Source organism: Vibrio ichthyoenteri ATCC 700023, from assembly GCF_000222605.1.
In the GTDB taxonomy this organism is placed as follows: Bacteria; Pseudomonadota; Gammaproteobacteria; order Enterobacterales; family Vibrionaceae; genus Vibrio; species Vibrio ichthyoenteri.
In genome coordinates this window covers 1-13842 of sequence record NZ_AFWF01000194.1, presented here as the reverse complement: position 1 = coordinate 13842, position 13842 = coordinate 1, and the positions used below count along the sequence as shown (strand labels likewise).

10 protein-coding genes and 1 pseudogene are annotated in these 13842 nt (G+C 46.1%); 5 read left to right on the top strand and 6 right to left on the bottom strand.

The features are described 5' to 3' along the window. Positions 1-2 precede the first annotated feature (2 nt). From RH85_RS13695 to mutS, 5 genes and pseudogenes are all read right to left on the bottom strand, one after another. Positions 3-872, bottom strand: coding sequence for a prepilin peptidase (locus RH85_RS13695; RefSeq protein WP_006713259.1), 870 nt, complete (start codon positions 870-872; stop codon positions 3-5). A gap of 42 nt (positions 873-914) precedes the next feature. Next, on the bottom strand, positions 915-2138 hold the full coding sequence (locus RH85_RS13690; RefSeq protein WP_006713258.1) for a type II secretion system F family protein: 1224 nt from the start codon (positions 2136-2138) through the stop codon (positions 915-917). Positions 2139-2192: 54 nt separating this feature from the next. Next, positions 2193-3894 (bottom strand): annotated as a pseudogene (pilB, locus tag RH85_RS13685) (type IV-A pilus assembly ATPase PilB). After that, the gene (locus tag RH85_RS13680; protein ID WP_006713257.1) at positions 3894-4352 is read right to left on the bottom strand and encodes a pilin; all 459 of its coding nucleotides are present in this window, start codon (positions 4350-4352) and stop codon (positions 3894-3896) included. Before RH85_RS13680 ends, pilB begins: the two are co-directional and overlap by 1 nt. 240 nt (positions 4353-4592) lie before the next feature. Continuing rightward, positions 4593-7160 (bottom strand): DNA mismatch repair protein MutS, encoded by a 2568-nt coding sequence (gene mutS / locus RH85_RS13675; protein WP_006713256.1) that lies wholly within the window; start codon positions 7158-7160, stop codon positions 4593-4595. An 84-nt stretch (positions 7161-7244) separates the two neighbouring features. Between mutS and pncC the strand changes: the two genes are divergently transcribed. The 5 genes from pncC (at position 7245) to csrA (ending at position 13594) form a co-directional block, all read left to right on the top strand. Beyond that, the gene (gene pncC / locus RH85_RS13670; protein WP_006713255.1) at positions 7245-7733 is read left to right on the top strand and encodes a nicotinamide-nucleotide amidase; all 489 of its coding nucleotides are present in this window, start codon (positions 7245-7247) and stop codon (positions 7731-7733) included. A 214-nt stretch (positions 7734-7947) separates the two neighbouring features. Next, entirely contained in the window at positions 7948-8988 is a 1041-nt protein-coding gene (gene recA / locus RH85_RS13665) for a recombinase RecA (RefSeq protein WP_006713254.1), read from the top strand. Positions 8989-9393: 405 nt separating this feature from the next. Then, the gene (gene alaS, locus RH85_RS13660; RefSeq protein ID WP_006713253.1) at positions 9394-11976 is read left to right on the top strand and encodes an alanine--tRNA ligase; all 2583 of its coding nucleotides are present in this window, start codon (positions 9394-9396) and stop codon (positions 11974-11976) included. A 153-nt stretch (positions 11977-12129) separates the two neighbouring features. Continuing rightward, positions 12130-13320 carry an aspartate kinase gene (locus tag RH85_RS13655; RefSeq protein ID WP_006713252.1) on the top strand — a complete coding sequence of 397 codons (1191 nt, stop codon included), beginning with the start codon at positions 12130-12132 and terminating at the stop codon, positions 13318-13320. A 76-nt stretch (positions 13321-13396) separates the two neighbouring features. After that, positions 13397-13594, top strand: coding sequence for a carbon storage regulator CsrA (gene csrA / locus RH85_RS13650; RefSeq protein ID WP_006713243.1), 198 nt, complete (start codon positions 13397-13399; stop codon positions 13592-13594). Positions 13595-13657: 63 nt separating this feature from the next. Here csrA and RH85_RS23315 read toward each other — a convergent pair. Next, positions 13658-13842, bottom strand: a 185-nt coding sequence (locus tag RH85_RS23315; protein ID WP_039949055.1) for a hypothetical protein, incomplete at its 5' end; no start/stop codon positions are given.

Below are 13842 nucleotides of genomic sequence, written 5' to 3'. Positions count from 1 at the left end.
AGCTAGGCTCCTAGTAGGAAACGGTAGTAACTTTGGAGAATTTGTTCCCCCCAGAGCATGGCAATCCAACCGGCTATCGCCAGGTAAGGGCCAAATGGAAAGGCTTTGTCTATGCCTTTGCTCTGTAGTCGTAATTGAATTAGGCCAAACACCAGTCCAACTAATGATGAAACTAAAATGATCATTGGTAGGTACTGCCAACCCAACCAAGCACCTAGTGCAGCGAGCAGTTTGAAATCACCGTATCCCATGCCTTCTTTTTTGGTGATGAGTTTAAAAGCCCAATACACACTCCATAAGCAAAGGTAGCCCGCCATTGCTCCAATGACGGAATCTTGCAAGCTAACGGGGCTGAAACCGAACAGGGCGAGTGCTATGCCACTCCACATGAGCGGTAATGTCAGCTGATCGGGCAGTAGCATGGTATCAAGATCGATAAACGTTGCCGCGATTAAGACGAAGGTGAAAAACAGCAGTGCAATGGCGAAGTAGCTGATTGGAAAATGGCTTGCGACAAGAAAGCTCAAGCCCCCCGTCAGCAGCTCAATTAATGGGTAACGGGCACTGATATTACTTTTGCATTGATGGCACTTTCCACGCAGTAGCAGCCAGCTAATAATTGGAATATTGTCGATCGCACGGATCTGTGTTTTACACGTAGGACAAGCTGAACGAGGGATACTTAGATTAAAGGTATCTTGTGGCACTTCCAGTTTGCATTCAGGGAAACTCTCGGCACAATCACGACGCCACTCGCGTTCCATCATGATGGGTAAGCGATAGATGACCACATTAAGGAAGCTGCCGACAATGAGACCAAACACAGTCGCAAGAAGCGGGAAGAGCCAAGGATAATAAATAAATGGTTGCATAGAGAACTCGTTGAGCGCATGGCCTAATAATGAGCAGCTATCTTAGCCTATAACGTTCATTAAATTAAACACTGGTAGATAGATAGCGATCACGAGACTTCCCACGATAAGGCTAAGGAAGATAATAATGGCGGGTTCAATTATTTTACCCAAGTTATCAACGGTCTCATCGATTTCAGTTTCGTAGAGTGTTGCAATTTTATGTAGCATTTCATCGAGTCGCCCTGTTTCTTCTCCGATCATGATCATTTGCAACGGCATTTCGGGAAATGTATTGCTATGACGCATTGCCACATAGAGTGGCATACCTGCAGCCGTTTCCTTATAGACTCGGCTAATCGCTGCTTGATAGTAACAATGATTAGTGGTTTTTGCGGCTGACTTTAAACCGGCCAAAATAGGAATGCCAGCAGCGATACTGGTTGCCATGGTGCGACTAAATTTTGCAATAGCGGCTTTGCTAACAACAGAGCCAATTAAGGGCAGGCGCAAGCTTAAACGACTGAGCTGAAATCGGTAAGGGTAATAATATTTACAACCTAACTTAGTGAGTAGTAAGGCCACAATAGGGCACAGAAATAGGGCGATGCCATGCTCACGAGCGTAGGAAGATAGGGATAGCACTCGTTGCGTAAACCCAGGAAGTTCCGCGCCAAAACTTTGGAACATGTCCTCAAACTCAGGAATGACCATGGTCAATATGACCCAGCTAACCACAAGAGCGGTGAGTAATACCATCGAAGGGTAAATCATCGCCTTGATCACTTTTGCTTTTAGACGTTCTGATTTTTCCCGATAATTTGCGATGCGAGTAAAAACTTGATCAAGGCGGCCCGTTTCTTCACCAGTAGTGATTAAATCAATATAAAGCGCATCAAAATGTCGGCTGCTGGCTAGGGCTTGGCTGAGAGGTAAGCCTGACTCGATTTTTTTAGTGACCGAGTGCAGTAGTGAAACCATCTCGGATTTTTTGTTGTTGTCGTTAACTAATTTAAGCGCTTGTACGAGAGGGATACCTGTCGCCAAAATAGTAGCAAGTTGCCGAGTGAGTACGGTGATGTCTTTGGGTTTTACCGATTCTAATTGGCGTTTTAGCCATGATATTTTGTAACTAGTAAGTTTTTGAATGCGTACCTTTTGTAATTTGAGGCGCTCGCGAACCTCGCTTTGGTTAACGGCCAGGCACTTACCTGAAATCGGTCGACCTAGCGCATTGGTTCCCTTCCAACGATAGACTTTAAGTACACTCTTTTCTTTATGCCGCATAGTGGATTCTGGCCTGGCTTTGTTACTTATTTTTTTGAACATGGATGAGGCTGGTTAGGGTAAAAATAGTACGCGTTGCAACTCTTGTTGGCTGGTTTCGCCAGAGCGCAATTTGGCGATGCCAGATTCTTGTAAAGTCATCATTCCTTGCCGTTTGGCAATGGCCTCGATGTCATGAGTTGGCAACTGTTGCAACATCGCCTGTTGCAGTTCAGGGGTCACCTTCATGACTTCAAATAACCCAATGCGGCCTTGGTAACCATGATTGCAGTGCGTGCAGCCGGTAGGGTTGGCAACAAAAGTTTTTTCGCTGTGCAGGGGAGAGAGATCTTTATGCTCATCAGAGTTGAGGTTGGTGGTGAATTTGCAATAAGGGCAGAGTTTTCTCACCAAGCGCTGCGCAATCACTAAACTGAGAGAAGAGGCAAGATCATACGCTTTAATCCCCATACTGCGTAGCCTTACTAGCGTTTCGGCTGCGGAATTGGTGTGCAGGGTCGAAAGAACGAGATGGCCAGTTTGCGCCGCTTTGATCGCGATCTCAGCCGTTTCAAGATCGCCGAATTTCCCCCACCATGATGATGTCGGGATCTTGGCGTAAAAACGATCGTAATGCCGCGGCGAAATCAAAATCGATCTGTGGCTGAACCTGAACCTGAACTTGGTTGATCCCCGTGAGGTTGATCTCTACAGGATCTTCTGCCGTGGCAATATTAACGTGAGCGGTGTTTAAAATATTTAAGCCAGTATAGAGCGAGACCGTTTTTCCACTGCCGGTAGGTCCGGTGATCAAAATAAGACCTTGCGGTTTTTTTAGTGCCGCCAAGTAGTGGTCTTTTTGTTCTTTGTTGTAGCCGAGCTGTTCAATATCAAGAATGCTGGCACCACTCTCTAGCAGTCGCAACACGACTTTTTCTCCCCATAAGGTTGGCAGGGTTGAAATTCGCATATCCACAGCAAGATCAGCATTGAGCCTGATTTTGGTTCTTCCATCTTGAGGGCGACGACGCTCAGCAATATCTAGATTGGCTAAGATTTTAAGCCGAGTTGATAAGCGTCGACCAAGCTGAGATGCTGGATGATGAGTTTCAACTAACAGGCCATCACAACGCAATCGTACTCGATAGTGCTTTTCGTAGGGCTCAAAGTGGATATCCGAGGCTTCTTTGCGAATCGCCTCGAGCAATATTTGGTGGATGTAGCGGCTGACGGGAGCGTTATCTTGACCTAAATCTTCTTCCTGGCCAATTTCAGCCTCACTGAGATCGACTAATTGCTCCAACTCGTATGCATTTATCTCTTTTTTGGCCATCGCATGAGATTGAAGATTGCGACCATAAAGTGAATAAATGGCCTTTATTATGCGATTGTAATCCGCGATAACCAGCTCGACTTGTAAGCCAGTCGCGAAGCGGAATTCATTTTCAATCACTTCTAGCGTTGGATCGGCGACCGCAAGGGTCAGGACTCGGTCGGTTTGTTGTAACGGTAAAGAATGGTATTTTTGAATCAGTGTACCGAGCCCTAACGCTTCACAAGTAGTGGTAAAATCAAAGTCGTTGATATCAACTAAAGGCAAATCAAACAGCTTGCTGACTGCACTTGCCAATTGACAAGCACTGAGCGACTCGAGAATTGAAACATCAAAATTCGCTTCAGTCAGCGCTCGGTTAGACTGGCTTAGATTCGATCGATTTAGATGCTTGTTCTCAAGTAGGCCCTGTTGATGTAACAAAGTGGCTAAGTGTTGGCTCATTAATCTGGGCAGTACGTTGTCTGTGAGTTACCTCCAGCATCTTTACAACTGGCACTCCAGGTAATGCCATTGTTGCTATAGCTGGCGCTGAGAATAAATTCTTCGCCAGATTTTATTGGTCCTTTATTTGCGGAGGCTTGAGCAATAACTTGGATTGCACCAGAAACATTGTTTGCTGTGACACTGATGCTGTTGATGGCGGCGCTCGCAACGTGACCGGCATTGGTATTGCAGTTGGTTGCAAAGGAACTGCTATCAGACGCCTTTTCTAAAGCGCAAATTTCCACCGCCAACTTTACCGGGGCGGCGATCGTGGGGAACTCTGCCATGGTTGCTCGCTTGGTGTAATCTTGATAAGCCGGGACAGCAAACACCGCTAATATGGCCACAATAGCCATGACGACCATCAGTTCAATAAGAGTAAAACCGTGTTGAGAATGAGGGGTAGGTTTATTCATGTAAGCTCCACTGGTGGATTGATGTGTGAGCTAGAGTGGAACAAGGGGCTAAAAAAGAAAAATTGGTCGCGGTTTATTCCGAGACGCACAGGAGAGTTTAGGCTACGGGTTACACAACATTTTCGTTTCGCTTTGAAACAGCTCGCCATCGCTAATGACTTTATTACCGTGAAACATTGCGTAAAAAAATACCGCGCTTAGAGGCGCGGTATGTCTGAGCAGAGAATGCTAAGCGGCGATTTAAAGTAGCTTTTTCAATCGATACAGTGCCTCTAATGCCTGACGAGGAGTTAGGTCGTCAGGATCAATACTGGCGAGCGCTTCTTCTACTTCACTAGGCTCTGGGATTAAGCTGAGCTGGTTAGCAATATCAACCGCGCTACTGATTGGCATTGAACTATTGCTCGCAAGACTGAGTTGCTCCAACTGTGTGAGTTTCGCTCGCGCTTGCTTGATCACTGCTTTAGGGACCCCTGCCAACCCAGCCACCGCTAAGCCATAAGATTTACTTGCCGCTCCTTCTTGTACAGCATGCATGAAGGCAATGCTGTCACCATGCTCAACCGCATCTAAGTGGACGTTGGCTAAATGTGGCATCTGATTTGGTAGCTCAGTTAACTCAAAATAGTGAGTTGCAAACAGAGTGAGTGCACCAATTTGTTTTGCTAGCCATTCAGCACTGGCCCAAGCTAGCGATAGTCCATCATAAGTACTGGTACCACGGCCAATCTCATCCATCAGAACTAAACTACGTTCAGTGGCATTGTGCAGAATATTGGCTGTCTCTGTCATTTCTACCATGAAGGTTGAGCGACCTGAGGCGAGATCGTCAGAAGCGCCAATACGAGTAAAGATGCGATCTATCAAACCAATTTGAGCGCTTTCTGCTGGTACATACGAACCGATATGTGCCATTAGAGCGATTAACGCAGTTTGACGCATATAGGTCGACTTACCACCCATATTCGGACCAGTAACGATCAGCATTTTACGCGATGGGTTGAGTGCGACAGGGTTAGCGATAAATGGCTCATCCATTACTTGCTCAACCACAGGGTGTCGACCGGCAAGGATATTAATTCCCGGTTCTTTCGTCAGTGTTGGTCGACAATAATCGAGGCTATCAGCACGCTCGGCTAAGTTTTGCAGCACATCTAATTGCGATACTGCCGATGCCAAATTTTGTAGCTGCTCTAAATGCGGCATGAGTAGATCGAATAACTCTTCCCACAGCTTTTTCTCAATCGACAGTGCTTTTGATTTTGAACTCAAGACTTTGTCTTCATGTTCTTTGAGTTCAGGAATAATGTAACGCTCAGCATTTTTCAGTGTTTGGCGACGCACGTAGTGTGCTGGCACTAGATGGCTCTGGCCACGACTCACCTGAATGAAAAAGCCATGCACGGCGTTATAACCCACTTTTAGGGTTTCAATGCCATGCTGCTCGCGCTCTTCACGCTCCAGTTTGTCGAGATACTCTGTTGCACCATCAGCTAAATCACGCCATTCATCGAGCTCCGCGCTATAGCCGGAAGCGATCACACCACCTTCGCGGATCACCACTGGTGGGTTCTCTTTTACCGCGCGTTCAAGCAAGTCACAAACGTCATCAATTGGCGCGGCATATTGTGCGAGCTTGGCAAGGTACGGTTGGTTGAGTTCGCTGACTACGGACGCTAACTCAGGAAGTTGTTGCATTGCGTGGCGTAGGCGAGCCAGGTCGCGTGGTCGAGCCGAACGCAACGCAAGTCGAGCGAGAATACGTTCAATATCGCCAATTTGCTTAAGCACAGGTAATAGATCACCAAATAGTGTCAGATCTTTGATTTCGCTGATTGCATCAAGGCGTTGGTTCAAAGTATCAGCACAGCGCATCGGTTGGTGCAACCAGCGTTTGAGCATTCGACTCCCCATAGGCGTTGCCGTTTTATCCAATACTTCCGCTAATGTATTGGTAAGGCCACCTGAGAGGTTATGGGTGATTTCTAGATTGCGGCGTGTCGCGGCATCTAAAATTACCGAATGATCTTGTCGATCAAAAGTCAGCGAGCGAATGTGGGGTAAAGCTGTGCGCTGGGTATCTTTTACATACTGGATCAAACAGCCAGCGGCGAACAGACCAAGTGTGGCATTCTCGACGCCAAAACCGACCAAATCGCGCGTACCGAATTGCTGATTCAATTGTTGTTTTGCCGTCTCTAATTCAAATTCCCATACCGGGCGACGTCGATTGCCGGTGCGTGAAGCCATCAAATGCACCGCATCAAAATCTTCTGGGAAAAGCAGCTCACGAGGTGAAGTACGCTGCAGTTCAGCTGCCATCGCTTCTTCAGTTTGAGGCTCCGTTAATTGGAAGCGGCCTGAGGTGATATCGAGTGTCGCGTAGCCAAATTTACCGTTATGTTGATAAATCGCCGCAATCAAGTTGTCAACACGTTCAGACAGTAGAGCCTCGTCGGTGACGGTGCCTGGGGTGACGATTCGAACCACTTTACGCTCTACTGGGCCTTTGCTCGTTGCGGGATCACCAATTTGCTCGCAAATAGCGACGGATTCACCCAGTTGCACCAATTTCGCAAGGTAACCTTCTACCGCATGATAAGGAACGCCAGCCATAGGAATGGGTTCACCAGCAGAAGCCCCGCGCTTTGTTAGTGAAATATCCAGTAATTGCGAAGCACGCTTGGCGTCATCATAAAAAAGCTCGTAGAAGTCACCCATGCGATAGAACAACATGATCTCAGGGTTTTCGGCTTTCAACTTAAGATATTGTTGCATCATCGGGGTGTGTTTTTGTTCGGCTTTCACGGCTAACTTCTTTCGTTTATGACAATTGCGGCTTAGGATACGTCAATCGATCTCAGGCGAAAAGTCACAATCAGGATTTTGAATATGGAATCACATCAAATATTGAGTTTGGAGCTGGGTAGGTTGCTGGCAGAGCATCAGCAAATACTGGCAACTGCAGAATCTTGCACTGGTGGCGGTATTGCGACAGCGGTGACCGATATAGCAGGAAGCTCTGCGTGGTTTGATCGCGCTTTCGTTACTTACAGTAACGAAGCGAAGATGGAGATGCTGGCAGTACGTGCGGAGTCATTACAACGTCATGGTGCGGTAAGCGAAACGGTGGTTCAAGAGATGGTTGCTGGCGCGCTTGAGCAATCAAATGCGTCTATCGCGATTTCGGTGAGTGGCATTGCCGGCCCAGGTGGTGGCAGTGAAAATAAGCCGGTTGGTACCGTCTGTTTTGCTTGGGCGGATGTAAACGGTTGGCTGCTGGTCAAAACAGTCCATTTCTCTGGTGATCGAGACTCAGTTCGATTCCAAGCAATTGAATATGCGCTAAAAACAGTTTGTGACTATTTAAAAGCTCATTAAACGAAAGTTGAGTGAACGATCATGGTTTCGTGTTTTTAAGTTTAAAATTGTCGCTAGATCAGTAGTCTATCGAGCGAAATCAAAAAAAATTCATACAGCTATAGACACTGTATGAATCAACAGTATAATGACACTCATTGATTGTTCAGTGCGACTGGACAGGACTCAACAAAATTTTTATTCATCAAGCCTGATGGATAGTTTGGAGAAAGTGATGGACGAGAACAAACAGAAAGCGCTCGCCGCTGCGCTAGGTCAGATTGAAAAGCAATTTGGTAAAGGCTCAATCATGCGCCTTGGTGACAACCGTACAATGGATGTTGAAACCATTTCTACCGGTTCACTTTCTCTAGATATCGCATTGGGTGCTGGTGGCCTACCAATGGGTCGTATCGTAGAAGTTTACGGTCCAGAATCATCAGGTAAAACGACATTAACTCTTGAACTGATTGCCGCTGCGCAACGTGTTGGTAAAACGTGTGCGTTTATCGATGCTGAGCACGCGCTTGATCCTATCTATGCTAAGAAGCTAGGCGTTGATATCGATGCTTTGTTAGTTTCTCAGCCTGATACTGGTGAGCAAGCTCTTGAAATTTGTGATGCATTGGCTCGTTCAGGTGCGATTGACGTGTTGGTTGTCGATTCTGTTGCGGCTCTAACGCCAAAAGCAGAAATTGAAGGTGAGATGGGCGATAGCCACATGGGTCTTCAAGCTCGTATGCTTTCCCAAGCAATGCGTAAGCTGACGGGTAATCTAAAACAGTCAAACTGTATGTGTATCTTCATCAACCAAATTCGTATGAAAATTGGTGTGATGTTTGGTAACCCTGAAACCACTACTGGTGGTAACGCACTAAAATTCTACGCATCAGTTCGTCTTGATATTCGCCGTACTGGCTCTATCAAAGAAGGCGATGAAGTGGTGGGTAACGAAACTCGTATCAAAGTGGTTAAGAACAAAATTGCTGCGCCATTTAAGCAAGCTGAAACTCAAATTCTTTACGGCCAAGGTTTTAACCGTGAAGGTGAACTGGTTGACCTAGGCGTAAAACACAAGCTGATTGAAAAAGCGGGTGCATGGTACAGCTACAATGGTGACAAGATCGGTCAAGGTAAAGCGAACGCGTGTAAATACCTGAAAGAAAACACCGAAGCAGCCAAGACAATTGATAGCAAACTGCGTGAAATGCTACTAACTCCGGCTCAACCAGAAGAGCCAGAAGTAGGCGAAATGCCTCAAGAAGAAGAGTTCTAATCCTTTAGAGTCATCGAAGCCCTGCTATCTTGCAGGGCTTTATTTTATCTAACGATCCTGTTACCAAACTTTTCTCGCGACTAAGTTTAAAATTGCCCATATTGCGGAGGCGATAACGCGCTATCGATTGATTGATTTCATCTGCGGTGAGTCAACGGTAATCAGACGCAAAATCGGTGCGTGCCTCGAACGAATAGATGGCGAGTAAAATCTGCGAGAGAAGAGCGATGGTAAGCATCGAAGCTAATAGATTGTTTTAGTAGCAATTGGCACGTATTTCCCCATCAGGTCAGAAAAACACCACAAAAACCCCACAAATAGAGCAATGGCGAAACTAGCATCTAGTGCTTGCTTATGTGTACAATACAGCAAAATTCTATCTCGACTATTTTCAGGAAGAGCTGCATGTACATGAGCACAGATGAGGTTCGTAACGCGTTCCTTAAGTTCTTTGAAACCAAAGGACACCAAATCGTAGAAAGTTCATCGTTAGTACCGCATAACGACCCAACCCTGCTTTTCACTAACGCAGGTATGAACCAATTTAAAGATTGTTTCTTAGGTTTAGAAAAACGCGCCTACACTCGAGCGACTACGGCTCAACGCTGTGTACGTGCTGGTGGTAAACACAACGACTTAGAAAACGTTGGCTTTACTGCTCGCCACCACACTTTCTTTGAAATGCTAGGTAACTTCAGCTTCGGTGACTACTTCAAAGAAGACGCGATTGCGTTTGCTTGGGAATTCTTAACGGAAACACTACAGCTACCAAAAGACCGTCTGCTGGTTACTATCTACGAAACCGATGATGAAGCGTTTGATATTTGGAACCAGAAAGTGGGCATTCCAGCAGATCGCATCATTCGTATCGGCGATAAGAAAGGTGGTAAACCATTTGAGTCAGATAACTTCTGGCAAATGGGTGATACCGGTCCTTGTGGTCCATGTACTGAAATCTTCTACGATCACGGTGATCACATCTGGGGTGGCCGTCCAGGTACTCCTGAAGAAGATGGTGACCGTTTTATCGAGATCTGGAACAACGTATTTATGCAGTTCAATCGTCAAGCTGACGGCACGATGGAACCGCTACCAAAACCATCGGTAGATACGGGTATGGGTATTGAGCGTATTTCTGCAATCATGCAGGGCGTTCACTCAAACTACGAAATCGATGTGTTCCAAGCGCTGATTAAAGCAACAGCTGAACTGATTGGTTGTGAAGACCTATCGAATCAGTCGCTACGCGTTATTGCTGACCATATCCGTTCATGTTCATTCTTGATCGTTGATGGCGTAATGCCTTCAAACGAAGGTCGTGGCTATGTACTACGTCGTATTATTCGTCGTGCAGTTCGTCATGGTAACAAGATTGGTGCACAAGGCGTATTCTTCCACAAATTGGTTGGTGTACTAGCGGGTATCATGGGTACCGCTGGCGAAGAGCTAAAACGTCAACAAGCGTTGGTAGAGAAAGTACTGCGAATCGAAGAAGAGAACTTCGGACGTACGCTTGAACGTGGCATGACAATTCTAAACGAAGCGTTAGATAACCTTGACGGTAAAGTATTAGACGGTGAAACCGTATTTAAACTTTACGATACTTACGGCTTCCCAGCTGACTTAACTAATGACGTTGCTCGTGAGCGTGAGTTTGCGATTGACGAAGAAGGTTTTGAAAAAGCGATGGAAGAGCAGCGTCAACGCGCTCGTGAAGCTGGCCAATTTGGTACTGATTACAACGCGGTGATCAAGACTGACGTAGAAACTGATTTCTCTGGCTATACCGGCACTGAAGGCGAAAGTGTTATCGCAGCATTGTTTGTTGAAGGCAATGAAGTGGAATCACTTTCTGCTGGCGACAAAGCGATCATCGTTCTTGAAGCAACGCCATTCTACGCTGAGTCGGGCGGTCAATCGGGTGATGCAGGTGTGCTAAAAACGGATTCGGGTCTGTTTACCGTTGAAGATACACAGAAACTGGGCAATGCCATTGCTCACCACGGTGTATTGGCGGAAGGCGTATTTGCTAAGGGCGATAAAGCACATGCAATCGTTGATGCAGCTCGTCGTACTGCAATTACGCTAAACCACTCGGCAACGCACCTATTACATGCTGCGCTACGTAAAGTGCTGGGTGAGCACGTAACGCAAAAAGGTTCACTAGTAAAAGCGGATAATCTACGTTTTGACTTCTCACACCTTGAAGGCGTAACGGCGGCTGAATTAAAAGAAGTTGAGCGTATTGTTAACGCACAAGTTCGTCGTAACCACGATATTGAAACCAATGTAATGGATATTGAGTCTGCAAAAGAAAAAGGCGCAATGGCATTGTTTGGTGAGAAGTACGATGACGAAGTTCGCGTGCTATCAATGGGCGAGTTCTCAACCGAGCTTTGTGGTGGTATCCACGCAGAAAATACTGGCGATATTGGTCTGTTTAAGATCACCTCTGAAGGTGGTATTGCTGCGGGCATTCGTCGTATTGAAGCTGTAACCGGTGAAGCGGCACTTGACGTAATCGAAGCGCAAACTGCGAAGTACGAAGAGAAATTGGCAGAAGCGGCTAACAAAGCGAAATCGCTAGAGAAAGAAATCCAACAGTTGAAAGACAAGTTGGCTTCTCAAGCAAGCGCAAGCCTAACGGACCAAGTGAAAGACATCGCGGGTGTGAAAGTGTTGATTGCACAGCTTGATGGCGCAGACAACAAAGCACTACGTGGTATGGTAGATGAGCTGAAAAACCAAATGGGTAGCGGCATCATCATGCTAGGCAACGTTGCTGACGATAAAGTTGGTCTGATTGCCGGTGTAACCAAAGACTTAATCGGTAAAGTAAAAGCGGGTGAGTTGGTTAATATGGTTGCACAACAAGTCGGCGGTAAAGGCGGCGGTCGTCCAGACATGGCGCAAGCCGGTGGTACTGATGCTTCAGCTCTTCCTGCCGCTCTGGCTTCAGTCGATGCTTGGATTGCAGAGCGACTATAAACCTTAAAATAGAAATGAACGCTCAACCATTTGGTTGGGCGTTCTTTTTTGTGGAGAGGAAAATTTGAGTAGAGGATACTCACTGATTGAATCGCCGTTTGTAATCTCTGACGAATGGCAAAGTGGACTTGGTTCTTAGGAAGGTGAAGGCTGGTGAAAAAGCCCCTGATTGTACAAAAGTTTGGTGGAACATCTGTCGGTTCAATTGAACGAATTCATGCGGTCGCAGAACATATAATCAATGCGAAGAAACAAGGCAATCATCTTGTCGTGGTTGTTTCAGCGATGTCTGGTGAAACCAATCGTTTGATGGACTTGGCAAAGCAGGTGGATGCGATTCCGACAGCGCGAGAGCTCGATGTATTGCTTTCTGCTGGTGAGCAGGTGTCGATGGCACTATTAGCGATGACACTCAACAAGCTTGGCTATGCAGCGTGTTCTTTGACCGGAAGCCAAGCGGGCATAACGACCGATACACGTCACAATGATGCAACGATAAGTCGTATCGATACCACGTTAATCACTAACTTGTTAGCGCAAGACAATATTGTGATTGTGGCCGGTTTTCAGGGAATGAATGAGTTGGGTGATATCACCACGCTAGGCCGTGGCGGGTCGGACACGACGGCGGTCACTTTAGCGGGTGCGTTAAATGCTCATGAGTGCCAGATATTTACCGATGTCGATGGCATATATAGTTGTGATCCTAGAGTGGTGACAGCGGCTCAACGGTTGGCCGAGATCGACTTTCCATCGATGGAGCGTATGGCCTATCATGGAGCAAAAGTACTTCATCTGCCTTCGGTTCAATATGCTTGGCGACATCAAGTGCCCCTGCGTGTATTGTCGAGCTTTGAGCTAAACAGCGGCACGTTAGTTAAAGGGGAGGCGTGTCAAAGTGCAATCACTGGCTTGGCAATCCAGCGTGATATGTGCCTGATTCACATAGAAAGTAGTAACTTTTTAAATGTGGAAAAACAGTGTCAATTGTTAGGGGTTATGATTAGTAGTGTGATCGAACATCCAGAATGGTTAGGTGTTGTGATAAAACAGGACGATTACACTAAGCTTGAGCTAGCCTTCCAGCAAAAAATTAGTAATAGTGAAGCTATCGGTTTGTTAACGGTTGTTGGATTGCAAGCTGAACAATCAGCCGAGCATTCTTGTCAATTGCTCGCTGCACAAAGTATCAAAACGATTCATGTAGCATCAGATGGGTTGTCGATTACTTTAGCTATATCGCTTGAGAGTATCGACAAAGCAGCTAACATATTGCACCATGCCCATATTGCTTCAAATGAAGCACACGTTTGCCTACAAAAACATGCCTCGTTAAACGAATAAAGTTTACGAAAATATAACTTTTGTTGGATAATAGCTTCGTAGCAAGATATTTAAGAGATTACTCAAGGAGCACAGAATGCTAATTTTAACTCGCCGTGTTGGTGAAACTCTAATGATTGGTGATGAAGTCACCGTAACAGTGCTTGGTGTTAAAGGTAACCAAGTGCGCATCGGTGTTAATGCTCCGAAAGAAGTGTCTGTACACCGTGAAGAAATTTACATGCGTATTCAGGCAGAAAAAGGTAATGGTGCCCCAACTTCAGGCAACTACTAATTACTTTGAAAAAGCTGGCCCGGTGTCAGCTTTTTTTGTGAAGAAAAGCAGTTGTTTGTTTGTTTAAGCTCGAATAAACACCGCTTTGATTAAATAGCCAACGGTTGAATGACTTTTTGCTATTTTTACCAAGAAAATGTTTGACATATTTTCGGTAAATCGTAATATGTGCCTCCGCAAGACGGTGAGGTGGCCGAGAGGCTGAAGGCGCTCCCCTGCTAAGGGAGTATACGGCTTGATACCGTATC